General features: G+C 70.8%; 24 protein-coding genes and 3 pseudogenes. 13 read left to right on the forward strand and 14 right to left on the reverse strand.

Translation table 11 applies throughout. The features are described from left to right. Positions 1-54: 54 nt before the first annotated feature. The 4 genes from ACSMXV_RS36550 to ACSMXV_RS36565 form a co-directional block, all read right to left on the reverse strand. On the reverse strand, positions 55-1233 hold the full coding sequence (locus tag ACSMXV_RS36550) for a CynX/NimT family MFS transporter (protein ID WP_473175373.1): 1179 nt from the start codon (positions 1231-1233) through the stop codon (positions 55-57). Then, entirely contained in the window at positions 1125-1967 is an 843-nt protein-coding gene (locus ACSMXV_RS36555; protein ID WP_473175374.1) for a GntR family transcriptional regulator, read from the reverse strand. The genes ACSMXV_RS36550 and ACSMXV_RS36555 overlap by 109 nt, the downstream gene beginning before the upstream one ends. A gap of 176 nt (positions 1968-2143) precedes the next feature. Continuing rightward, a complete protein-coding gene (locus tag ACSMXV_RS36560; protein ID WP_473175375.1) occupies positions 2144-2572 on the reverse strand; it encodes a nucleoside deaminase in 429 nt (142 codons plus the stop codon). Next, entirely contained in the window at positions 2569-3444 is an 876-nt protein-coding gene (locus ACSMXV_RS36565) for a TIGR03619 family F420-dependent LLM class oxidoreductase (protein ID WP_473175376.1), read from the reverse strand. The genes ACSMXV_RS36560 and ACSMXV_RS36565 overlap by 4 nt, the downstream gene beginning before the upstream one ends. Positions 3445-3539: 95 nt before the next feature. Here ACSMXV_RS36565 and ACSMXV_RS36570 point away from each other — a divergent pair, with 95 nt between their 5' ends. After that, on the forward strand, positions 3540-4010 hold the full coding sequence (locus tag ACSMXV_RS36570) for an Lrp/AsnC family transcriptional regulator (protein ID WP_189323829.1): 471 nt from the start codon (positions 3540-3542) through the stop codon (positions 4008-4010). 182 nt (positions 4011-4192) lie between these two features. Here the strand turns inward: ACSMXV_RS36570 and ACSMXV_RS36575 are convergent, their stop codons facing one another. Beyond that, complete coding sequence (locus ACSMXV_RS36575; RefSeq protein ID WP_473175377.1) at positions 4193-5083, reverse strand: LysR family transcriptional regulator; 891 nt, start codon at positions 5081-5083, stop codon at positions 4193-4195. A 182-nt stretch (positions 5084-5265) separates the two neighbouring features. Here ACSMXV_RS36575 and ACSMXV_RS36580 point away from each other — a divergent pair, with 182 nt between their 5' ends. Together ACSMXV_RS36580 and ACSMXV_RS36585 are read left to right on the forward strand one after the other, a co-directional pair. Continuing rightward, on the forward strand, positions 5266-5712 hold the full coding sequence (locus ACSMXV_RS36580) for a nuclear transport factor 2 family protein (protein WP_473175378.1): 447 nt from the start codon (positions 5266-5268) through the stop codon (positions 5710-5712). 75 nt (positions 5713-5787) lie between these two features. Next, complete coding sequence (locus tag ACSMXV_RS36585; RefSeq protein WP_473175379.1) at positions 5788-6984, forward strand: NAD(P)/FAD-dependent oxidoreductase; 1197 nt, start codon at positions 5788-5790, stop codon at positions 6982-6984. Between the two features lie 211 nt (positions 6985-7195). Here the strand turns inward: ACSMXV_RS36585 and ACSMXV_RS36590 are convergent, their stop codons facing one another. Continuing rightward, positions 7196-7579: a DoxX family protein gene (locus ACSMXV_RS36590; RefSeq protein WP_473179189.1), complete on the reverse strand. Its 384-nt coding sequence runs from the start codon at positions 7577-7579 to the stop codon at positions 7196-7198. 171 nt (positions 7580-7750) lie between these two features. Between ACSMXV_RS36590 and ACSMXV_RS36595 the strand changes: the two genes are divergently transcribed. The 5 genes from ACSMXV_RS36595 to ACSMXV_RS36615 all read left to right on the forward strand — a co-directional run bounded on the left by ACSMXV_RS36595 (position 7751) and on the right by ACSMXV_RS36615 (position 11637). Then, the gene (locus ACSMXV_RS36595) at positions 7751-8224 is read left to right on the forward strand and encodes a carboxymuconolactone decarboxylase family protein (RefSeq protein ID WP_399725528.1); all 474 of its coding nucleotides are present in this window, start codon (positions 7751-7753) and stop codon (positions 8222-8224) included. Positions 8225-8402: 178 nt separating this feature from the next. Continuing rightward, positions 8403-9323: an RNA polymerase sigma-70 factor gene (locus ACSMXV_RS36600; RefSeq protein ID WP_473175380.1), complete on the forward strand. Its 921-nt coding sequence runs from the start codon at positions 8403-8405 to the stop codon at positions 9321-9323. 162 nt (positions 9324-9485) lie between these two features. Further along, a complete protein-coding gene (locus ACSMXV_RS36605; RefSeq protein ID WP_473175381.1) occupies positions 9486-10319 on the forward strand; it encodes an NAD(P)H-binding protein in 834 nt (277 codons plus the stop codon). Continuing rightward, the gene (locus tag ACSMXV_RS36610; RefSeq protein ID WP_473175382.1) at positions 10316-10984 is read left to right on the forward strand and encodes an NAD(P)-dependent oxidoreductase; all 669 of its coding nucleotides are present in this window, start codon (positions 10316-10318) and stop codon (positions 10982-10984) included. Before ACSMXV_RS36605 ends, ACSMXV_RS36610 begins: the two co-directional genes overlap by 4 nt. 146 nt (positions 10985-11130) lie before the next feature. Further along, positions 11131-11637: an anthrone oxygenase family protein gene (locus ACSMXV_RS36615; RefSeq protein WP_473175383.1), complete on the forward strand. Its 507-nt coding sequence runs from the start codon at positions 11131-11133 to the stop codon at positions 11635-11637. A 13-nt stretch (positions 11638-11650) separates the two neighbouring features. Here ACSMXV_RS36615 and ACSMXV_RS36620 read toward each other — a convergent pair. Both ACSMXV_RS36620 and ACSMXV_RS36625 read right to left on the reverse strand, forming a co-directional pair. Then, positions 11651-11827: pseudogene (locus ACSMXV_RS36620) on the reverse strand (2-phosphosulfolactate phosphatase); the annotation flags it as partial. Beyond that, the gene (locus tag ACSMXV_RS36625) at positions 11824-12597 is read right to left on the reverse strand and encodes an IclR family transcriptional regulator (RefSeq protein ID WP_473175384.1); all 774 of its coding nucleotides are present in this window, start codon (positions 12595-12597) and stop codon (positions 11824-11826) included. The gene ACSMXV_RS36625 and the pseudogene ACSMXV_RS36620, both read right to left, overlap by 4 nt. On the opposite strand from ACSMXV_RS36625, the gene ACSMXV_RS36630 reads away from it, so the two are divergent. The 5 genes and pseudogenes from ACSMXV_RS36630 to ACSMXV_RS36650 form a co-directional block, all read left to right on the forward strand. Beyond that, positions 12596-12799 (forward strand): hypothetical protein, encoded by a 204-nt coding sequence (locus ACSMXV_RS36630; protein WP_473175385.1) that lies wholly within the window; start codon positions 12596-12598, stop codon positions 12797-12799. The two genes, ACSMXV_RS36625 and ACSMXV_RS36630, sit on opposite strands and share 2 nt — an antisense overlap. Before the next feature lie 8 nt (positions 12800-12807). Further along, positions 12808-13806, forward strand: coding sequence for an NrtA/SsuA/CpmA family ABC transporter substrate-binding protein (locus ACSMXV_RS36635; protein ID WP_473175386.1), 999 nt, complete (start codon positions 12808-12810; stop codon positions 13804-13806). A 143-nt stretch (positions 13807-13949) separates the two neighbouring features. Then, a pseudogene (locus ACSMXV_RS36640) lies at positions 13950-14462 on the forward strand (ABC transporter permease); the annotation flags it as partial. Then, on the forward strand, positions 14459-15187 hold the full coding sequence (locus ACSMXV_RS36645; RefSeq protein ID WP_473175387.1) for an ABC transporter ATP-binding protein: 729 nt from the start codon (positions 14459-14461) through the stop codon (positions 15185-15187). The pseudogene ACSMXV_RS36640 and the gene ACSMXV_RS36645, both read left to right, overlap by 4 nt. A 6-nt stretch (positions 15188-15193) precedes the next feature. Continuing rightward, positions 15194-15451 (forward strand): annotated as a pseudogene (locus ACSMXV_RS36650) (ABC transporter substrate-binding protein); the annotation flags it as partial. 49 nt (positions 15452-15500) lie between these two features. On the opposite strand, the gene ACSMXV_RS36655 reads toward ACSMXV_RS36650, so the two are convergent. From ACSMXV_RS36655 to ACSMXV_RS36680, 6 genes are read right to left on the reverse strand one after another with little or no spacing between them, the layout of a single operon-like run. Then, entirely contained in the window at positions 15501-16256 is a 756-nt protein-coding gene (locus ACSMXV_RS36655; protein ID WP_473175388.1) for a ferredoxin reductase, read from the reverse strand. Further along, complete coding sequence (locus ACSMXV_RS36660) at positions 16249-16860, reverse strand: sulfite oxidase-like oxidoreductase (protein WP_473175389.1); 612 nt, start codon at positions 16858-16860, stop codon at positions 16249-16251. The genes ACSMXV_RS36655 and ACSMXV_RS36660 overlap by 8 nt, the downstream gene beginning before the upstream one ends. Then, positions 16857-18209, reverse strand: a complete 1353-nt coding sequence (locus tag ACSMXV_RS36665) for an amidohydrolase (RefSeq protein WP_473175390.1) — start codon at positions 18207-18209, stop codon at positions 16857-16859. Before ACSMXV_RS36665 ends, ACSMXV_RS36660 begins: the two co-directional genes overlap by 4 nt. After that, the gene (locus ACSMXV_RS36670) at positions 18206-18961 is read right to left on the reverse strand and encodes a nucleoside phosphorylase (RefSeq protein ID WP_473175391.1); all 756 of its coding nucleotides are present in this window, start codon (positions 18959-18961) and stop codon (positions 18206-18208) included. Before ACSMXV_RS36670 ends, ACSMXV_RS36665 begins: the two co-directional genes overlap by 4 nt. Then, positions 18958-19836, reverse strand: coding sequence for an ABC transporter permease (locus ACSMXV_RS36675; RefSeq protein WP_473175392.1), 879 nt, complete (start codon positions 19834-19836; stop codon positions 18958-18960). The genes ACSMXV_RS36670 and ACSMXV_RS36675 overlap by 4 nt, the downstream gene beginning before the upstream one ends. Beyond that, entirely contained in the window at positions 19836-20909 is a 1074-nt protein-coding gene (locus tag ACSMXV_RS36680) for an ABC transporter permease (protein ID WP_473175393.1), read from the reverse strand. The genes ACSMXV_RS36675 and ACSMXV_RS36680 overlap by 1 nt, the downstream gene beginning before the upstream one ends. Between the last annotated feature and the right edge of the window lies 1 nt (position 20910).

Raw genomic sequence — 20910 nt, forward strand, 5'->3', positions numbered from 1 at the left:
ACGTGCCGCCTCTTTTGGGTGTCGCCGCCGGACGTACCGGCTGCGCATATTGAGTCAGCCGATCTGCCGGTCGCGGCCCGCGAGAAGGCCGGCCACGAGCTGGGGCAGCATGAGCAGTGCCATGAAGACCAGTGGCGCCTTCCAGCTGCCGCTGTGCTGGTAGAGCGCTCCGACCAGGATGGGACCGGGGATGGACAGCAGGTAGCCGGTGCTCTGCGCGAAGGAGGACAGTCGGATCACCGTCGCGCTGTCCCGGCCGCGCATTCCGATCATTGTCAGGGCCAGCGGAAACGAGCAGTTGGCGATGCCGAGCAGCACGGCCCACAGCCAGGGCGCGGCACCCGGCGCGGCCCACAGCCCGGCGTATCCGGCGAGGCCGAACACTCCGATGGCGACCGCGATCCCGCTCTGGTTGCGTAGCCGTCCGGCGACCGCGGCCAGCGCGAAGGACAGCGGCACACCGAGCAGCGAGGTGACGGCGAACAGCAACCCGGCCGTCTCGGCGGACAGTCCGGCGTCGCGGAAGATCTGCGGCAGCCAGCCGATGATGACGTACGCGGCGGTGGCCTGCAGACCGAAGTAGACGGCGAGCGCCCAGGCCGTAGGGTTGCGGGTGAGCCGTACGGCGGGTGCCGGGCCCGGTGAGGCGGGGTCCGTGTCCGGCGTACCGGTGGCGGATGCGGTGCGATCGCGGGCCAGGGCGAGCCAGGGCGGTAAGGCGACGGCGGCGACCGCCGCCCAGCAGCCGAGGCCGATCCGCCAGTCGCCGCCGAACGCCCGGGCCACGGGGACGGTGACGGCCGCGGCGGTCGAGGCTCCGACGTTGAGGGCCATGGCGTACATGCCCGTCATCGCGCCGACGCGGTCGGGGAAACGCTGTTTGACCACAACCGGGAGCAGAACGTTGGCCACCGCGATCCCGGCGAGGGCAAGGGCGCTCAGCACGACGAACAGGGCGGTGCTTGCGGTGAGGGGGCGCAGCGCCAGGCCGACCGCGATCGCCGCCGTGCCGGCGGCGATGACGCCGTCGGTCCCGTACCGGCGGGCCAGCCGGGGCGCGGTGAGGCCGACCAGTGCGAAGCACACCGCCGGTACGGAGGTGAGCAGCCCGGCGACGGTGGCGCTCATGCCCAGGGAGGCGCGGGTCTCCTCCAGCACCGGGCCGAGGCTGGTGACGGCGGGCCGGAGGTTGACCGCGGCCAGCACCAGGGCGACGGCTGCGAGGCGGCGCACCCGCACAGCGGACCGGGACGCGCCCTGCTGCGGATCTTCGCGGGGCGCGCACGCCACTTCATCGTGGTCCACGGACCGATCATAGAATCATTGGATGACTCGGCGTCACGCGTTGAGCAGAGTCGCGCGGCGTCGGAGGAGGGCGAGCGGGCGCTGCCCTGGTCGATGCCGAACCAAGTGCCCATATTGGTGGTCATCCGGTATGTCACCTGATTCCGGGTGACGTTGACCGTAACGGTGGTGCAGGAACGCTCAGCGGTCGGCGGGCTGAGCGCCGCTGACGAGGGTGCGGATACGCTGCTCCAGACTGCGCTGAGGTGTCCGCGCATAGCGGCGCGGGCCGCGTCGGGGGCGTGGTCGCGCAGAGCCTGCAGCATGCGCTCGTGCTCGTCGTACAACACCTCGGGCTCGCCGAAGGACGATGGTGGGCCGCTGTCGTAGATGCGCAGCCGGGTGTTCAGCTTGGTCAGGAGCTCGGCGATGGTCGTGTTGTGCCCGGCCTGCCACAGGACCTCGTGGAAGCGGAAGTTGGCGGCGCGGACCGCCGCGTCGTCCGAGGAGGCGCGGGCGACGTCGTGCTGATGCTGGAGCCGTGCCAGGTCCAGGTCGGTACGGCGCAGTGCCGCGGCGGCTGCCGCCTCGGACTCCAGGGCGATCCAAGCCTCGTAGATCTCGACGACGTCCTCCGGGGTGCCCGCGCGCACTCGGTAGCCGCGCGGCGCCCGCTCCAGCAAGCCGTCGTGCTCGAGCAGGTTGAGCGCTTCGCGGATGGGGTCCGGGAGATGCCGTAAGTACTGCTCAGTGCCGTTTCCAGCAGTGGCGCGCCCTTGGGGCAGCGGCCGTCGAGGACCAGGGACGAGCGTACCCAGGTGCGTTCCGCTGATGGCGGGCTCCGCCCTGGGCCCGGCGGTCAGCGATAGTAGGGCTCGACCACAGCCCGTACCTCGTCGAGCAGCGCGGGGCCGTCCTGCGGCACGGGCGGTCGGCTGCTGCCCGGCCTGATGTCCAGGAGCTGTTCGTTGGACAGGGCGAACACCACTCGCCGCAGCCCTGCCCATTGGACGACGGCCTCGCACATCCCGCACGGCTGGCAGCTGGTGTACATCGTGGTGCCTGCCGCCGTCTGCGCGTCGAGTTCTCTTGCGGCCCACCTCGCCAATTTGAGTTCCGGGTGTGCAGTGATGTCGTTGTCGGTGAGGGTGGTGTTGTGCTCCTCGGCCAGGATCGTCCCGTCCGGTCCTGCCAACAGAGATCCAAAGGGCGGGTTGCCGCTCGCGTGTGCCTTGGCCGCGAGAGAGATGGCCTGTCGGAGGAGGGTGTGGTCGTCGGGTGTGGTCATGACTGCTCCATCGTGGTGCGGGGTGGGGTGCTGGGCGGGAGAAGGTGCGCGGCCACGGTGGCGAGGGCCTGCCAGGCCGCCTGCGGGTGACATGTCGCGTGGGGGTCGCCCTGGTAGGTGTCGAGGACGACGGACTTGGCGCCCAGCAGCCGCAGTTGGTCGAGGTCGTCCATGATCTGGTCGATGGTGCCCTCACCGGCGAGCCGTCCCGCTCCGTCGACCGGTTCCTTGGTGAGTCGCAGGGCGATGCGGGGAGCCAGGGCGGGCACGGGCAAGTGTTGCTCGTCCGCGTACGTCTCCAGCCTGCCTGCGGCTTCGCGCAGCCACGGCACGGTGGGGCGCAGCGGATGCCATGCGTCTCCGAGTCGTACGGCCCGGCGCAGCCCCGCGTCGCTGTTGCCGCCGACCCACACCGGGATCCGGCGGTCTCCGTATGAGGCGGTGTCCTTCCAGGCGGCCCGGATGTCCCGCAGGTGGCCGTCGGTCAGCTGTCCGCGCTGTGAGAACGGGATGTCGAGGGCGGTGAACTCCTGCCGCGCCCAGCCCACTCCCACGCCGAGGACCAGCCGGCCGCCGCTCAGCTCATTCAGATTGGCCGCCATTCGGGCGGTGAGCAGCGGGTGCCGGTAGGGAGCGATGAGGACCGTCGTGCCGAGCTGGATACGGGTGGTGAGGCCGGCCAGCCAGGACAAGGTGGTGAAGGGCTCGTAGAAGGGTGCCGGATAGCGCTCGGCGACATCCGGCGTAATGGCTATGTGGTCCGAGATCATCAGTAGGTCGAAGCCCAGGCCTTCCACGGTCTGGGCCCAGCTTCGCAACACTCCGGGGTCAGTGCCCGGGCCGAAATTGAGGACGTTCACTCCGATCTTCATAGGGCCCAACCCTAGGCAGGACGTATGGATCGCCAGAAGGGATTCCCGCCTGTTCAGAGGCGGTTCAGCCGTGGATCCGCCGGTAGAATGGGCGTATGACCGAGAGTCTCGACGTGACGGACTGGGCGATCCTGACAGAAGTCCAACGGGACGGCCGGATCCCGTTCACCGAGCTGGCACGGCGGGTGAACCTGAGCGCGTCGGCGACCAAGGAGCGGGTGCGCCGGCTCGAGGAGGCCGAGGTGATCACGGGGTACCGTGCGGAGGTGAACCCGGAGCGGACCGGTTACCCAGTGATGGCGGTGGTCCGGCTCAAGTACCCGGGGCCGGGAACCCGGCACCAGCCGCTGCGCCGGCTGCTGGAGGAGCGCCCGGAGATCCTGGAGTGCCTGCGCACCACCGGAGACGACTGCTACGTCATGAAGGTGGCGGCCACGTCGATGGCCCACCTGGAGGAGATCGTCGACGAGCTGGCCGAGTTCGGGAGCACCACCACCAACCTCGTCCTCAGCCGAACGCTCCCGTTGCGCGGCCCGGGGGTGCCTCGGGTGAACACCGTCAGGTAGGCGCTGACGTGGCGCGGACGCCACTCCATCGCCGGGGCCCGGCTTGGCGCCCAGCAGCGGCGACCGCCCCTAGCGATGACCTGCCGCAACGCAGTCGCTCGGAGGGGGGCCAAGCCGGCGCCGCCGACTCCGGTCGAACCGCCGGGGCTTGCGCTACCCGATCAACTGCCCGTCATCCCCTGTCACAGGGAGATGGGACCGAGGTCGGCGGCAGTCTGGGCCAGTGCGCGGAGGGTGGGGCCGTCGGCGGTGGATCGCCACGTGAGGGCCCAGTGCATGGTGGGGGCGTCGTGAAGGGGGAGGAAGACGATGCCGGGGGGACGGTTGTAGCGGGCGGCGATCTCGCCCAGCGGGTGGACACACTGTCCGGAGGCGACCAGAGAGAGAACCTCGTGGAAAGTCCGCGCGGCGGGCCCGCGCGGGATACGGCGGCCGAGCGGCGTACGCGTGGGGACCATGGTCGTGACCCAGTACTCGGGGGCGCCGGGGCCGAGGTCGACGACATGATTGTCGCCGAGGTCTTCCAGCGACGCGGTGCCGCGCTCGGCCAGCGGATGGTCTGCCGCCACGGCGAGCACGCGGCCTCCGGTCAGCACGGTCGGGCCGACCGTGAGGTCCGGTTCGGCCACTGGCAGCCACAGCACGTGCGCGTCGTGCTCTCCGGTGCGCAGCGCGGTGAACGGGTCGCTGCCGTTGATCTCGCCGAACTGGACATCGCTGCCGGGGTGGCGGGAGCGGAAGGCCTCGATGAGGGGTCGCAGTTCGTGGCCGGCATGGCCGAACACACCCAGGCGCAGGGTCTGCCCGCTCGCCGCGCCGGCCGCTTCGGCGCGGGCGAGCCCCTCCCGGAGGAGGTCGACGGCTTGCTGGAGGTCCTCGCGCAGACGCCGGCCGACCGGGGTCAGGGCGACGCGCCGGCTGGTGCGGTCGAACAGGACGACGCCCAGGCGTCGTTCCTGCTTGGCGATGGCCTGGCTGACGCGGGCCTGGGACACATGAAGCCGCTCCGCGGTGCGGCCGAAGTGCAGCTCCTCGGCCAGGGTCAGGAAGATCTCGATGTCACGCAGCTCCATGCATAACCCCCCTCATGCGCAACCCCCATCCGCGCATAACCGCCATCCATGCATAACCGCCACATTATGAATAGCCCAAGGAACCTTACATTGTTCCGCTGCCCACCCGCACCGATGCTGGATCCATCACCACCGGACAGGCGGCACACGCCTGACGCACACATGGATGGGGAGGGAAACCGATGGGCGACATGCGGGCCATCGCCGATCGCGTCGAGATAGAGGCGCTGCGAGCCGAGCTCACGGACGCGGTGATGATGCGTGACTTCGACCGCGCCGTCTCGCTGTTCACGCCCGAGGGCGCCATGAGCTGGCCGCACATCGACAAAAAGTTCGTCGGTCGCGAGGAGATCCGCGCGGGGATCGAGTGGGGCCAGTCGCTCTGGGAGTTCTTCGTGCAGAACGTCCACCCGGGCGTCATCCGGCTGGACGGCGACACCGCGGCCGGCCGGGCGTACGTCCAGGAGTTCGGACGGATGCGCGACGGCAGCTCGCACCTGAACTACGCCTTGTACCACGACCGTTACGAGCGAACCGCCGACGGCTGGAAGTTCAGCGAACGCATCTACGAGGTCCGGTACCTGGACTCCACCCCGCTCCGAGGCTCGGCGCCACAGCGCCTCAGCTGATCCGTCCCGCACGCCGTGACGGCGTGCCAAGTCGACATCTTGCGTGCGAATCCCTGAAAGCGGAGGAAAGAAACCATGGCTGAGAACATCGAGGTCGTCGTGATCGGCGGCGGTTACGCCGGGGTCATGGCGGCCAACCGGCTGACGCAGCGCGACGACGTGACCGTGACGCTGATCAACTGCCGCCCGGACTTCGTCGAGCGGATCCGGCTGCACCAGCTGGCGGGCGGAACGCACGAGGCCGTCAGCGACTACCGGAAGGTCCTGGGCGAGCGCGTCCGGCTGGTGGTCGACACCGTGACCCGGATCGACGCGACGGGGCGCCAGGTGGAGCTGGCGAGCGGCGACACGGCCGGCTACGACTACCTGATCTACGCGGTGGGCAGCGGCAGCGCCGTCCCGGACGTGCCCGGAGCTGCCGAGTTCGCCCACCCGATCGCCACGTTCGAGGAGGCGCAGCGGCTGCGGTCGGTCCTCGACGCCGCTCCCGCCGCAGCCCCTGTGACGGTGGTCGGAGCCGGTCCGACCGGCATCGAGACCGCCGCCGAACTGGCGGAGGCGGGCCGCACCGTGACCCTGGTCTGCGGCGGGCTGCTCGGGCCCTACCTGCACCCGAACGGCCGCCGCTCGGTCGCCGAGCGGCTGGCCGGCCTCGGTGTGACCGTGCTGCAGGGTCCCGACACGAAGGTCACGGAGGTGACCGGCGACACCGTGCGGCTCGGCGACGGCCGTGAGCTGCAGAGCGAGGTCACCATCTGGACCGCCGGGTTCGGCGTGCCGGACCTGGCCGCCCGCAGCGGGCTCAGCACCGACACCCTGGGCCGCCTGCTCACCGACGAGACCCTGACGAGCATCGACGACGAGCGGATCGTCGCCGCGGGGGACTCGGCGGCTCCGTCGGACATGCCGTTCAGGATGAGCTGCCAGGCCGCGGGCCCGCTGGGCGCACACGCCGCCGACACGGTGCTCAGCCGCATCACGAGCAAGCGGCCCACACCGATCGACCTGGGGTTCGCCGGCCAATGCATCAGCCTGGGGCGCCGCGCGGGCATTTTCCAGTTCGCCCACAAGGACGACACCGCCAAGCGGCTCTACCTCGGCGGCCGAACAGGCGCGAAGGTGAAGGAACTCGTGTGCAAGCACACCATCAAGCAGCTGGTGAACGAGGCACGCAAGCCCGGCTCCCACACCTGGGCCAAGGGCGAGCAGGGCCGCCGACTGCTGCGGGCCCAGCGCCGCGAGACGGCGGCCACCGCCGAACAGTCCGCCTGAACCACGCACCGGCAGCCGACGTGGGTCCCGGTACTCGGCTGTGTTCTTTGTGCGGCGCGGCGCAGGTTCAATAGCGACGAAGCTGTTGTAGTAGGCGGTTGTTCATTGCTGAAGAGAGTGACGTCGTAGCCAACTCCGTTGGCTGGTAGGTGTATCGGTACGACCTGGAGTGTGCCTGGCACTTCGGCGCTCGACTGATATGCGCCGGTGGTCAGCCGGTGAAGCACTCGGGGCCGAAACGGCCCCATGCGACGAAGGCAGCCAGGGCGAGGTAGATCAGGTCGCCGGCGATCGTGGCCTTCTCGCCACGGCGCAGACGCATGGTGACCGCGCAGGCAAACAGCAGAACAAGTCCGGTGGCGGCCAGCGGCACCAGCACCGGCGCGATGTCGAGCACCGCGGGCAGAATCAGGCCGACCGCAGCCAGCAGCTCGACGGCGCCGATGGCCTTGAGAGCGCCGGGGCTGAACTCCAGGACCCACTGCGCAGAGGAGCCCATCGCGGCCAGCTTCTCCTGCGGCACGAACATCTTGGAGCTGCCCACCAGGCAGACAGCGGCGAGCACCCCAGCGGTGATCCACAGCGCGACGTTCATCATCAACTCCCTGATCGAGGACTTCCGTACCCGAGACGAGGCAGCGACTCGGCCTGTGACATGCCCGAACCCAGACAGCGGAGAGACGTGGGTCACACCGTTCCGTGTCACAGGAGTGAGGGCCGCCTCGTCTTGGGGGTGAAGGCATCGACGAACGTGGAGGAGCACACGATGGACGCGCGATTGAACTACTTCGCCAACCCGGCCGCCGGCAAGGCCCTCAAGTACTTCATGTCGGCTGGCCGGGAGCTGAAGGAATCGCCGCTGCCGGCCACGACGCAGGAATTGGTGGCGCTGCGCGTGAGCCAGATCAACGGCTGCGCGGTCTGCATCGACATGCACACCAAGGAAGCCGCCGCGGCCGGCGAGACCCCGGTGCGGCTGAACCTGATCGCGGCCTGGCGGGAAGCGACGGTCTTCACCGCGGCCGAGCGCGCCGCACTGGAGCTGGCGGAGCAGGGAACCCGGGTCGCGGACGCGGCCACCGGGGTCAGCGACGACGTGTGGGCGCGCGCCGCCCAGCACTACGACGAGGAGCAGCTCACGGCCCTCGTGCTGCTGGTCTCGTTCATGAACACGGTGAACCGGCTGAACATCATCACCCAGCAGCCGGCCGGCGACTACCAGGTCGGCCAGTTCCACTGAACCACCACCGCACCCTGGCCCAGGTCAGGCCCGCCGGGGCCAGGACGCCGTGGTCAAGGCGGGCAGGGCGGTCGCGGCACGAGCGTTGTCTGCTCCGCCCACACATCGGATGATCTTCGAAGGATGCCTCGCCGGCGCGGGTCCGGCCGGGCACACAGACCACAAAGGGGGAGTCGGCGTGGGCAAGGTCGAGGAGTTCGAGGAGCTGCGGCCGCTGCTGTTCTCGATCGCGTACCGGATCCTGGGCAGCGTGGGCGAGGCGGAGGACGCGGTGCAGGAGACCTGGCTCCGCTACGACGCCTCGAGAACCCGGCCCGTGTCGGCCAAGGCGTTCTTGTCAGCCGCGGTGACCCGGATCGCGATCGACGTGCTGCGCTCCGCCCGGGTGCGGCGGGAGAAGTACGTCGGACCGTGGCTCCCCGAGCCGCTGCTGGACGATCCGTACGAGGACCCGGCCCGCGCGGCGGAGCTGGCCGACTCGGTGTCGATGGCGGCGCTGCTGCTCCTGGAGCGGCTCAGCCCGCTGGAGCGGTCGGTGTTCGTGCTGCGGGAGGTCTTCGCCTTCGGCTTCGACGAGATCGCCGCCGCGGTGGGGCGCTCAGAGGCGGCGTGCCGGCAGTTGCTCGTTCGGGCACGCCGCCACATGCACGAGGGGCGGCCCCGGTTCGAAGCGGACCGCCAGGAGCGGCAGGAGCTGGCGAGGCGGTTCTTCGAGGCGCTGGCGCAGGGAGACGTGGACGGACTGCAGAGTCTGCTGTCGGCCGATGTCCAGCTTGTCGGGGACGGCGGTGGCAAGGCCCCGCAGCTGGCCAGGGCCGTCGCTGGCGCCGAGAACGTGGCCAGGCTGCTCGCCACTGTCTACCCGCTGATGGCACAGGTCGACATCACGTTCGAACCGCACGAGGTCAACGGCCAGCCGGGCGCGCTCTTCCGCGATCGCGACGGCAAGATCCTCCACATCCTCGCCCTCGACGTGCTCGACGGGCAGATCCAGACCATCCGCTCGGTCATCAACCCCGACAAGCTCGGCCACCTCGGCCCGGTCGCCGACGCCTGGGCCGTCGACCAGGAAGTGAAGCAGACCCGTAGAACCCAGTGATCTCCCGACCAGCCTGATAGGGCAGGACCGGAGGTTTCAGTGCCGCATGCCGAGGGTCCTGGCGCACGGCTCGTCCGTTCTCCCGCGATTTGAACCGCGCTACGAACCGCGATCACCCACCGCGCAAGATCGATTATCGACACACCCACGAGAGGTTCAGTCATGATCCTGATCACCGGGGCCACCGGCGTCGTCGGCCGGGAAACCGTCCGCCTCCTGGTTGAGGGGGGAGCGAAAGTCGCCGCTGTCACCCGCGACCCGCACGCCGAATTCCCTGCGGGTACACAGCTCGTCGACCCCGCGAAGGTTCCCACCCTCGACGGCGTGGAGGCCATCCTGCTCAGCCCGCGAGCCGTCGGATCCGCCGCTGTCGACCTGTTGGCCCGCGCCCGCGAGACGGGCGCGGCAAGGGTGGTCGTGCTGTCCGCCGTGACCGTGCAGTACCCCGCTGGGCACGCACGCTTCCGGCAGCAGTTCCACACGGTTGAGGACATCGCCAAGGGGGGCGGCCTGGACTGGACGATCCTGCGCTGCGCCGACTTCGCCGCCAACACCCTGGCTTGGGCCGGGCAGATCCAGGCGACCGGGACCGTGCGGGGGGCATACCCCCACGCGAGGACCTCGACCGTCGACGAGCGTGACATCGCTGCGGTGGCCGCCCTCGCCCTGACCCACCCGCAGCACAGCGGTCAGACGTACCTGCTCACCGGAGAGCAGTCGCTGAGCCAGCCGGAGAAGGTCGCCGCGCTCGGCGCGGCGCTCGACCGGACACTGTCGTTCGTCGAGGCCGCACCGGACGAGATCCGCCGCGGCATGCTCGCCGCCGGCCTGCCCGACGAGGTACCCGACCGGCTGCTCGGCTCGCTGGCCGACTACGCCCGCGAAGCCGGGCCCACCACCGACACCGTGCGGCGGCTGCTGGGCCGCCCGGCACGCACGTACGCCACCTGGGCGCAAGACCACCGTGCCGCCTTCACCGCAGGAGGACCCCGATGAAACTCACGATCGTGGCCGCCACCGGCGGTATCGGACGGCACCTGGTCGAGCAGGCGGTAGCCGGCGGGCATGACGTCACCGCCGTGGCCCGCCGCCCACGTGAGCTGCCGGGCGGCGTCCGGGCGGTCGCCGTCGACCTCACCCGACCCGACATGCGGACGCTCGCCGCGGCGGTACGCGGCGCCGACGCCGTACTGTCCGCGCTCGGCCCGCGAAACCCGCGCGCGGACGCGGGCATCACCTCGCGTGGCACCCGCGCGATCGTTGCGGCGATGCAGGCCGAGCACGTCCGGCGGATCATCATCGTCAGCGCCGCACCCGTCGGACCGGTGCCGCTGCCGGGCCGGCCGACGCCACCCAGGCACGATCCCGGCGACGGCTTCTTCATGCGCTACCTGGGAGTCCCGTTGACCCGGGCAATGTTCGGCCGGCACTACGCCGACCTCGCCGTCACCGAGCAGACTCTGCGCGACAGCGGACTGCAATGGACGGTGTCGCGCCCGCCCAAACTCACCGACAAGCCCCTGACCGGCATGTACCGGACCGCGTGGAACCGCAACATCCGGGGCGGATTCTCCGTGCCACGCGCCGACGTCGCCCACCACATGCTCGCCATGGTGAACCAGCCGGACACCATCGAGCAGGTCGTCGGAATCGCGAACTGACGAATACCAGCCATGCACATGATCCGGGCTGCGGGTAAGAAAGCGGGCGACAACCCGCGACGGTCACCAACAAGGTCAAGAAGATGCGTCTGCCGTCCCGCCCGCCCCTTCGCCGCCCGGGTCACCCATCACGAAAGAACGTGATCATGACGAAGTACGCCCGTTTCGCCAGCCTCGTATTCGCGGGGCTGTTCGCCGGATACCTCACTTCAGTCCTCGTCCTGGAACTCTCGCTGCGCAGCTTCGACAGCACCGTCTACACCCAGGTCCGGCTGGTCGAACTCGACTCCCTCGACAAACTCGCCGTCGCCACACTCCTACCGGCGCTGATCGCCACAGCGGTACTGGTTTACCAGACCTACCGAACAAACACCCGATGGTTGACCGTGGCCGCACTCGCCCTCCTGGTCTTCATTTTCGGCCTCACGCTCATCGTCAACCTGCCCATCAACTCCGACCAGCTCCACTGGAACGCCCAGGCCCCGCCCACCAACTGGACCAACGTACGGGACCGCTGGCAGATCGCCCACGCTGTCCGGACGATGGCCGCGGTCCTCGCCTTCGCGGTCCTCGCCCTTGCAGCGCCGTTGCCTCATACACGTCGTTCAAGCTCGCCGAACACCTCGGCGCGGAAGGATCGGCTACGCGCATGAGGTGAGGGAGTCCCAGGACGATCTTCTCGGCTCCCCGCGCGAACGCCCAGGCCGCCACGGTGAAGGCCCGCATGACGTCTACGACCACAGCCACCGACGGAGTCTCGGCCGGCTCTGGGATGCAGGCGAACCGGAAGCGCCGGGGCACTCCGGAGTCCCCGTCGGATCCGGAACGGTTCGGTGCCCTCATGGCATGACCGCGGATCTGCGCTCGGACGGAGGAAGCAGGAGGATCTCCAGGGCGCGGGCGCAGGTGCGGGCCTGGGTGAGGAACCAGTCCCTGCGGTCCGCCGTGATGACGTCCGGTGTGGCGCGGACGGCCAGTGCGAAGCGCGCGGAGTCCGCGTGATCGAGCACGGGCACGGCCAGGGTGCGGATTCCGTACGCCGACTCGCCGTCGTTGAGGGCGTGCCCGTCGGCGCGCACCCGTTCCAACTCCTCGGCAAGGTGCGAGGGGTCGACGATGGTGCGGACCGTGAAGGCGCGCAGCGGCGGCAGCGACTCCGCACCGCCCTCCCCGGGGCGGGGCCAGGCGAGCAGCACCTTGCCGAGCGCCGTGGAGTGCAGCGGCCTGCGCAGGCCCACCTTCGGCGTGACGGACCCGCCGGCCACGATCACCGCGTGTGGACCGCTGCGCAGAGCCAAGTCGACTGTTGCGCCGGTGCGTTGGGCCAGATCTGCCAGTTCGGGCGCGACGAGGTGGAGTCCGCGCTGGTGGTAGGAGAGGCGGCCCAGTTCGGTGACGGCGGGTCCCAGCCGGTAGCGGGCGGTTCGCGCGTCCTGCTCCAGGAACCCGGCGCCGAGCAGGGTGCGGGCCAGCCGGTGCGCGGTCGACGTGGAGAGCTCGAGACGGCGCGCGAGCTCCGAGGCGCTGAGGTCCGGGGCGTTGTCGTGGAAACAGTGCAGGACGTCGAGGGCGCGCCGTACCGCCTGCGCGCCTGACGGCGGGGCCTGGGTCATGCGCGGCTCCTCCTGCACGCACCGCACCCTCCACCCCGATCTGTCGGAGGAACGCCTCACCCTGCTCGCCCAGCAGGAGTCCGCCCTGCGCGCGCACGGCGTCCTTCCCGAACCCGTCGACGTACGCGCCTGGGCCGACCCCGAGCCGCTGCGCCGTGCCCGTCTCCACCCCTCCGCCGCCCCGTCCAGAACGGACACGTAAGGACTGCCATGCGCATCCCCCGCATTACCCCGGCCCTGCTTGCCTCCGTTGCCGCGCTCGCCGCGCTCACCGGCTGCGGTACCTCGGAGGCCGACACCGGAGCCAAGAAGGCCGAGGTCACCGTCCGCATCCCGGACCCCGGCAACGCCGGAGTGCTCGCCCTCGGCAAGAAGGACGGCTCCCTGGCCAAGGCCCTGTCGAAGGTGCACGCCAAGGTCGCCTGGACCGGCAGCGCCGGTCCCTTCGCGCCCGCGGCCCAGGCCCTGAAAGCGGACCAGCTGGACATCGCCACCGCCTCCATCACCTCCGGCATCACGTCCCTCACGCAGACCCCCGGATTCAAGTTCTTCAGCGCCACCGCGCCGGACCCCGTGGGCGAGGGCATCCTCGCCAAGGACGGCTCCGGCATCGCCTCGGTGAAGGACCTGGTCGGCAGGAAGGTCGCTGTCAACCAGGGCGGCACCGGCGAGTACCTGCTGCTCAAGGCCCTCGCCAAGGAAGGGATCCCGGCGAGCAAGGTGGAGCGGGTCTACCTGCGCCCCGACCAGACCGCCGCCGTCTTCAACGCGGGCAAGGTCGATGCCTGGGCCGTCTGGGCGACGTACTCCGTGGCCGAACTCGGCACCGGCAAGGCGCACTTCATCGCCGACGGACAGGCCATAGGCTCCGACAACTACAGCCTCACTGCGGTCCGCACCGGCTTCGCGGACGAGCATCCCGAGGTCGTCAAGGCGCTCTACCAGTATCTGCACGACGGCAGCGTGAAGGAGAAGAAGGACCCGGCCGCGTACCTGAACGTCAACACGGACGCCGGACCCCAGGCGCTCAACGGCGAGGCCAAGCGCATCCAGATCGAGTTCACCGGCAAGGGCGGCACTGTCGACCCCATCAGCGACGCCGACATCAAGCGCTTCAAGGACGTCGCACGCTTCTACGCCGAGCAGAAGGTGACCCGCACCGAGGTCGACATCGCCGCCCACCTCATCGACGTCGGGAAGCTGTCGTGACGGCGACCCACGAGGAGGTGATCCATGAAGGGCCGGCCCACGACGGGCCGCCCCAAAACGAGGCGGCCCACGAGGGACTGGTCGTTCCGCGCGCGCCCGTTCGCCGGCCCCGCTCCCGGACGTACTCGCTGACGGTACGCGCCCTGGGCGACGAACTCCTCGACTCGTCGCTGCAGACCCTGCGCACCATCCCGTTCCTGTCGTTGGTCCCGCTGTTCATGGTGTGGTTCGGGATCAACGAGATCGCCAAGATCCTGCTCATCGCCGTCGCCACCACCGTCCCGATGTACGTCTCGGCCTCCAGCGGGGTGCGCAACACCGACCGCAAGCTCGTTGAGGCGATGCGCAGCTTCGGGATGGGCCGGCTCGGCATCGTGCGCGAGGTCGTCCTGCCCGGCGCCCTGCCGTCGCTGCTCGCAGGCCTCCGGCTCTCCATGACCCTCAGCGTGATCGCTCTGATCGCCGCCGAGGAGATCAACGCGACCGCCGGAATCGGCTACTTGATGGCCCAGGCGCAGAGCTACGCCCGCACCGACATCCTCGCGGTCTGCATCCTCGTCTACGGGCTGTTCGGCCTCATCGCCGACGGGATCGTGCGGCTTCTGGAACGGGTGCTGATGCCCTGGCGTACGGCGGGACAGGGGGCGGGCCGATGAGCACCGCCGTACAAGTCCGCGGCCTGCGACGGGTCTTCGGGGAGCGAGCGGTACTTGACGGGCTCGACCTCACCATCGGCAGAGGCGAGTTCGTGGCGCTGCTCGGCGCGAGCGGCAGCGGCAAGACCACACTGCTGCGGATCCTCGGCGCCCTGGACGGCTCCGACGGGGGAGAGGTCCTCGTCCCTCAGGCGCGAACCATCGTCTTCCAGGAGCCCCGGCTCGTGCCATCGAAGCGGGTACTGGCCAATGTGACCGTCGCGCTGCCGAGCGGCGAGGCGGAGCGCGGCCGGCGTGCGCTCGCCGAGGTCGGCCTGGAACGGCACGCCCGGGCCTGGCCCGCCACCCTGTCGGGCGGCGAGGCCCAGCGTGTCGCACTCGCCCGCGCCCTCGTCCGGGAGCCCCAACTCCTCCTGCTCGACGAGCCGTTCGCCGCGCTCGACGCCCTCACTCGGCTGAAGATGCAGGACCTGGTGGGCGAGCTGTGCCGGGTGCACCGCCCGGCCGTGCTCCTCGTCACGCACGATGTCGAGGAGGCCGTACGCCTCGCGGACCGCGTCTGCGTCCTGCGCGACGGCCGGCTCGTCACCGACGAACCCGTCACTGTGGACCGGCCGCGCGACCCGGGCGACCCCGCTTTCGCCGCGCTGCGGCGTCGGCTCCTGAACGACCTCGGCGTGCAGCTCGCCGAGACTGCCAACCCCGCTGAAACCGGAGTGATCTGAGTGACCATCAGGACCATCACGATTGGCGTGCACCACAGCAACCCGTCCCTTTACTACCTCTCGCGCCTCGACTACGCGGCCGAAGAACTCGCCGCCGTCGGGGAGACGGCCGACTTCCACACGTACACGAACGGCGTGCGCACCGGAGAGCTCCTCACCAAGGGAGTAATCGACTTCGGCGGCACCGGATCGACCCCGCCCGTCACAGCCCAGGCCGCCGGGCACGATATCGTGACACGCACCGTACTTCCACGCGAGGGAGCCCGGACGGGAACGCCGGTTGGCTGTCCGCCATGCGGTCCGGCCCCTGGGGTCAGCCGAAGCGCTCGATGCGGATCCGCTCCACGGGCTGGCCCAGCTCGGAGAGCAGCCGGGAGGCGTGCTCCGCGAAACCGTTGGAGCCGCAGACGTACGCCTCCCAGCCCGCAGCCGGCGGCTGCGCGAGGTACGGCTCGAGGTGGGCGGCCGAGAGGCGGCCGGGGCGCACTCCGGGTGGAGCGGTACCCGTGAAGACGGGGGTGGTCTCGTCCCCGTACTCGTCCGCGTAGATCAGGTCCTCGGGGGTGCGCGCCGAGACCAGCAGGTGTATCGGGACGGTCAGCCGGCGCAGGCGGTGGTGGCGGACCATCGACATCAGCGGTACGACGCCGGAGCCGGCGCCGAGCAGCAGCGCGGGCCGGTCGCCGGGCCAGGCGAAGAACCCGCTGAGCGGGCCGCGCACCTCGACGGTGTCGCCGGGCCGGGCGACTCGGTGGAACCATCCGGACACCTCGCCACCCTCGACATGGTCGAGGGTGAGCTCGATATGGCCGGTGTCTTCGGGCGGTGAGGCGATGGAGTAGTGGCGCTGGGCGACGTAGCCGTCGGCGGCCGTCAGGCGCAGCATCAGGTGCTGGCCGGGCAGATGACCCGCCCAGCCGGGCACGGCGAACCGGAACGTCGAGGCGCGCGGCGTCTCGCGGCGGATCTCTACGAGGCGGCCCGGCTGCCAGGTCGCCGCAGCGCGGTTGCTCACGGCGATCCGTCCCGGCACGGCGAACCGGGTCGGGGGCGTGAAGGTCTCAGTCACCGGCGTACCGCTCCTCGTTCCAGGGGTTTCCGCGTGCGTGGTAGCCGTTCTGCTCCCAGAAGCCCGGCTCGTCGTGGTCGAGGATGCGCAGGCCCGCGATCCACTTGGCGCTCTTCCAGAAGTACAGGTGCGGTACGAGGAGCCGTGCCGGACCGCCGTGTTCGGGGGCCAGCGGCTCCCCGTCGAACTCCCAGGCGATCCAGGCGCGGTCGCCCGTCAGGTCGGACAGCGGAAGGTTCGTCGTGTACCCGGTGTGTGCGTACGCGACGGCGTGCGTGGCGGTGGGGTGGGGGCGGACAAGGTCCAGGAACGTGTCCAGGGACACCCCGCCGAACCGCACCCCGAACTTCGACCAGCTGGTGACGCAGTGGATGTCGCCTTCGTACACGGACTGCGGAAGCTGGTGCGCCTCGTTCCAGGACCAGGTGCGCTCCTCGGCCACCAGGCCGTCGATGCGGAATGTCCAGTCGGCGGGCGTGAGGTGGGGGGTGACTTCGGCGGACAGTACGGGCCAGGAGTCCCCGGCGTCGTACTGGCCGGGTGGCAGCCGCGGATCGCGGTCCTCCGCGCGGGAGCGTCCGGTGAAGCCTCGGGTGACGGTCATGACAGGGCCTCCACGTCTGACAACCCCTCCAGATTCGACAACCCCTCCAGATTCGACAGGGCCTCGAGGTCGGCCAGGGCGGCGGTCTCGTCGAGGGTGGTGAGCGCGCGGTCGCGCATCAGTACCTGTCCGTCGACGACCGTGTCGCGTACGTCGGAGGACTGCGCGGCGTAGGCGAGCATCGACCACGCGTCGTGGCGGGGCGTGAGATGGGGCCGGTCGAGGCCCAGCACGATCAGGTCGGCGCGCTTGCCCGGCTCCAGGGAGCCCAGATGCGCGTCAAGGCCGAGCGCGCGGGCGCCCTCGATGGTCGCCATGCGCACGGCCTGCTCGGCGCCGACCGCCGTGGGATCGCCGCCCGCCTTGTGTACGAGTGCCGCCTGCCGCACCGCGCCCAGCAGATCGAGGGTGTTGGAGCTGACCGCGCCGTCCGTGCCGAGTCCGACGGTCACGCCCGCGCCGAGCAGCCGGGGCACGGGGGCGATGCCGCAGCCGAGCTTGAGGTTCGACACAGGGCAGTGGGCGACCGACGTGCCGGTGCGGGCCAGTGCGGCGATCTCGGGTCCCGTCAGGTCCACGGCGTGGGCGAGCAGCAGGTCGGGGCCGAGCAGGCCGAGTGAGTCCAGCAGTTCCACGGGCCGCTTGCCGTGCGCGGCCTCGACCGTGGCGACCTCGGTGGCGTTCTCCGCGGCGTGGATGTGCAGCAGCGCGCTGAAGTCCCGGGCCAGCGCGGCGATGTCCGTGAGCTGGTCGGGGGAGAGGGTGTACGTCGAGTGCGCGAAAAGGACGGGCCGGGTGCCGGGCCGTGCCGGGCGTGCTGCCAGGTCGCGGCGGGCCCACTCGAGCCGGTCGTCGTACGCGATGCCGTCGGCCGGGTCCGGTACGTCCATGAAGGTGGGGCCGGTGTGCAGCCGCCAGCCCGACTCCCGGGCGGCTCGCTCGGCCGCCTCGTGATACCAGTACATGTCCAGCGCCGAGGTCACGCCCGCTCGTACGCTCTCGGCAACGGCCACGCGCACGGCTGCTTCGACGTTCTCCGGCGACAGCAGTTCGGCCTCCCAGTGGATCACCCGTTCGAGGAAGCCCTGCAGCGTCACGTCGTCGGCGCGGCCGCGCAGCACCGTCATCGCCAGGTGTGTGTGGGTGTTGACCAGGCCGGGCAGCACCAGGCAGCCGGTCGCGTCGAGGGTGCCGGCGGCCGCGTACCGGGCGCGCAGTACCTCCGCGGGGCCGACGGCCAGGATCTCGCCGTCGCGGACGGCGACGGCCCCGTCGCGTACCAGGGTCCCGGCGTCGTCGACCGTGAGGATGTCGCCGCCGTGGACCAGGAGGTCGGCAGGGACGGTCATGCCGCGTCCTCTTCCTCCGCCAGCAGTCGCAGCGCCTCCAACGAGACGACGGCGCCGCGCTCCACGCCCCGCGCCACGACCTCGCGGTGGGGGTTGTATCCGCCGGTTGCTTCTTCGTCGACCAGTTCGTCCGCGTTCGCGCCGTCCACGACGAGCACGCCGCCTGCGACGAGCCCGCGCAGCGAGGCTGTCACGAGCAGCGCGGACAGCTCCATCTCGATCGCGGCCAGCCCCGCCCTGTCGTACGCGTTGAGGGGGAGGAGACCTGGCTGGAAGGCGGCCCGGGTCCACACGATGCCCCGGTGGCGCGGGGCACCCGCCTCGCGCGCCGCGCGCTGGAGCGCGAACACCGCCTCGGGCGCGGCCACGGCCGGGTACTCGGGCGGCAGCAGCTGCTGGGTCACCCCGTCGTCGCGTACGGCCGCCTCCGCGATCACGAGGTCACCCTCACCGATCCCGGGCTTCATCGCGCCCGCCGTGCCGAACCGCAGGACCGTGCGGACCCCCGCGTCGGCCAGCTCCTGGAAGAGCAGGATCGCGCCCGGCGCACCCACCCCGTGCGAGGCGACGGTGACCGGCAGGCCCTTCCAACTGCCGCTGAACACCCGGTATTCGCGGTGGTACGAGACCTCCTCGGCGCCGTCGAGCAGCGCGGCGACGGCCGCCGCACGCGCCGGGTCGCCGACGACCAGGGCGCGCGGGGGCAGGCCGGTGCGGGGTATGCGGGTGACGGGCAGCAGATCGTGCGTCATGAGGCGGCTCCGGAAGAACGGGTGGTACGGGCGGTACGGCCACGGCGCCGGGCCGTGGTGAGGAAGAGGGCGGCGAGCGTGACGACGTAGGGCGCGGCGTCGGTCGCCTGCTGCGGCAGGCCGAGGCCCTGGAGGCGGAAGCCCGCGGCCTCCGCGAGGCCGAACAGAAGCGCGGCGAGAAGCACGCCGAGCGGCAGGGCGCGACCGAGCATGACGGCCACGACCGCGATCCAGCCGCGCCCCGCCGTCATGTTCTCGGAGAACAACGTGACGTTGCCGAGGGCGAGCTGGGCCCCGGCGAGCCCGCACAGGACACCGGACACGAGCACCGCCGCGTACTTGTAGCGGACGGGGCTCACGCCGAGCGTCGCCGCGGCGTCCGGGGCCTCGCCGACACCCCGCAGGCGCAGACCCCAGACGTGCCGGGAGAGCAGCACGGCGGCGACCGCCACGGCGGACCACGCGAGATACGTCAGCGGCGAGAAGCCTCCGACGAGCGGGAGTCCGGCGAGGTCCGGGTCGTCGAAGGTGCCCTGCACCCCGAAGACCGTACGGAGAAGGAAGCTGGTCAGGCCCACGGCGAGGAGGTTCACGGCCACGCCCAGGACCACCGCGTCACCGCGCAGCGTCACCGCGCCCACTGCGAGGATCAGCGAGTACGCGGCGGAGGCCAGCGCGGCCGCGAGCACGCCGAGCCACGGGCTGCCGGTGAACCAGCTGGTGGACACGGCGGTGAAGCAGCCCACCAGCATCATGCCCTCTAGACCGATGTTGAAGACGCCCGCGCGCTCGCACAACGCACCGCCGAGCGCGGCCAGCAGGATCGGGGTGAGCGCGCGCAGCGCCGACATGAGGAGATCGGAGTCGAGGAACATCAGGCGAACTCCCCCTGGGCGACGGGCTCCCGGTCGGCGCTCTTCCGTCTGCGCGGGAAGCGCAGCCGGGCCGCCAGGAACACGATGACAATGGCCTGCAGCACCTGGGTCAGCTCACGCGGCACCTCCGTGGTGCGCTCCATCGCCAGCCCGCCGACCTGCAGCACGGCGAAGAAGAACGACGCGAGGACCGTGCCCAGCGGGGCGGCGGCCGCGAGCAGCGCGGCGGTCAGGCCCGTCCACGTGTAGCCGGGTGCGGTGAGCGCGCCGTCGAGGAACCGGTACGGGAAGCTCAGCACGCCGATCGCGCCGACGAGCCCGGCCAGCGCGCCGGATGTCGCCATCAGGCGCAGCGTCAGCCCCTTGCGCTCCACGCCCGCGTAGGCGGTGAAACGGGAGTTGAGGCCCGTCATGCGGATCTCGTAGCCGATGGCCGTACGGGAGTCGGTGAACCAGTACGCGGCCGCGGCGAGCACTACCAGGAGCAGCCCGACTGTCACGGTCGACGAGCCGAAGGCGGGCAGCGCCACGCCCTCGGGAAGCCGGCGCGTCTGCGGGAGGCTGGAGCCCGGCTCCTTGAGCGGATAGCGGACCAGGTAGGAGGCGAGGCTGGCTGCCGGATAGCTGAGCAGCAGGCTGCTCACCAGGAGCGGAACCCCGAAGTGGTTCTCGCACAGTGCGGCGAGTGCGGCGTACGCGGCGCCCGCAGCCATCCCGGCGAGCAGCGCGAGTACCACGGTGAGGGGCGCGGGCAGCGGCGAGTACAGCCCGGTGACGGCGGCGGCGATCCCGCCCAGCACCAACTGGCCGTCTCCGCCGAGGTTGATGAGCCCGGCGCGCAGGGGTACGGCCAGCGCGAGCGCCATGCCCAGCACGCTGGTGCCGGTGCTCAGCGTCGATCCGATCCCCTCGGTCCCGAGGGATCCGGTGATGACGGCGCCGTACGCGGCGAGCGGATCGGCGCCCGTGCCGATGAGGAACAGCGCGCCGATGACGACTCCGGCGAGGACGGAGAAGGTGACGGGGGAGCGGAGGGCCTTCAATATGTCGGCCAGGTCCGGTATGCGGGCCATG

The organism is Streptomyces sp. DSM 42067 (genome assembly GCF_055792885.1).

Coding starts and splice junctions, on each gene's coding strand:
- ACSMXV_RS36680 (WP_473175393.1), bottom strand. CDS start 20,909: ATGGCCCGCATACCGGACCTGGCCGACATATTGAAGGCCCTCCGCTCC.
- ACSMXV_RS36625 (WP_473175384.1), bottom strand. CDS start 12,597: ATGACCCAGGCCCCGCCGTCAGGCGCGCAGGCGGTACGGCGCGCCCTC.
- ACSMXV_RS36665 (WP_473175390.1), bottom strand. CDS start 18,209: ATGACCGTCCCTGCCGACCTCCTGGTCCACGGCGGCGACATCCTCACG.
- ACSMXV_RS36670 (WP_473175391.1), bottom strand. CDS start 18,961: ATGACGCACGATCTGCTGCCCGTCACCCGCATACCCCGCACCGGCCTG.
- ACSMXV_RS36595 (WP_399725528.1), top strand. CDS start 7,751: ATGGACGCGCGATTGAACTACTTCGCCAACCCGGCCGCCGGCAAGGCC.
- ACSMXV_RS36675 (WP_473175392.1), bottom strand. CDS start 19,836: ATGTTCCTCGACTCCGATCTCCTCATGTCGGCGCTGCGCGCGCTCACC.
- ACSMXV_RS36590 (WP_473179189.1), bottom strand. CDS start 7,579: ATGAACGTCGCGCTGTGGATCACCGCTGGGGTGCTCGCCGCTGTCTGC.
- ACSMXV_RS36575 (WP_473175377.1), bottom strand. CDS start 5,083: ATGGAGCTGCGTGACATCGAGATCTTCCTGACCCTGGCCGAGGAGCTG.
- ACSMXV_RS36565 (WP_473175376.1), bottom strand. CDS start 3,444: ATGAAGATCGGAGTGAACGTCCTCAATTTCGGCCCGGGCACTGACCCC.
- ACSMXV_RS36635 (WP_473175386.1), top strand. CDS start 12,808: ATGCGCATCCCCCGCATTACCCCGGCCCTGCTTGCCTCCGTTGCCGCG.
- ACSMXV_RS36580 (WP_473175378.1), top strand. CDS start 5,266: ATGGGCGACATGCGGGCCATCGCCGATCGCGTCGAGATAGAGGCGCTG.
- ACSMXV_RS36630 (WP_473175385.1), top strand. CDS start 12,596: ATGCGCGGCTCCTCCTGCACGCACCGCACCCTCCACCCCGATCTGTCG.
- ACSMXV_RS36585 (WP_473175379.1), top strand. CDS start 5,788: ATGGCTGAGAACATCGAGGTCGTCGTGATCGGCGGCGGTTACGCCGGG.
- ACSMXV_RS36615 (WP_473175383.1), top strand. CDS start 11,131: ATGACGAAGTACGCCCGTTTCGCCAGCCTCGTATTCGCGGGGCTGTTC.
- ACSMXV_RS36560 (WP_473175375.1), bottom strand. CDS start 2,572: ATGACCACACCCGACGACCACACCCTCCTCCGACAGGCCATCTCTCTC.
- ACSMXV_RS36570 (WP_189323829.1), top strand. CDS start 3,540: ATGACCGAGAGTCTCGACGTGACGGACTGGGCGATCCTGACAGAAGTC.
- ACSMXV_RS36660 (WP_473175389.1), bottom strand. CDS start 16,860: ATGACCGTCACCCGAGGCTTCACCGGACGCTCCCGCGCGGAGGACCGC.
- ACSMXV_RS36605 (WP_473175381.1), top strand. CDS start 9,486: ATGATCCTGATCACCGGGGCCACCGGCGTCGTCGGCCGGGAAACCGTC.
- ACSMXV_RS36610 (WP_473175382.1), top strand. CDS start 10,316: ATGAAACTCACGATCGTGGCCGCCACCGGCGGTATCGGACGGCACCTG.
- ACSMXV_RS36645 (WP_473175387.1), top strand. CDS start 14,459: ATGAGCACCGCCGTACAAGTCCGCGGCCTGCGACGGGTCTTCGGGGAG.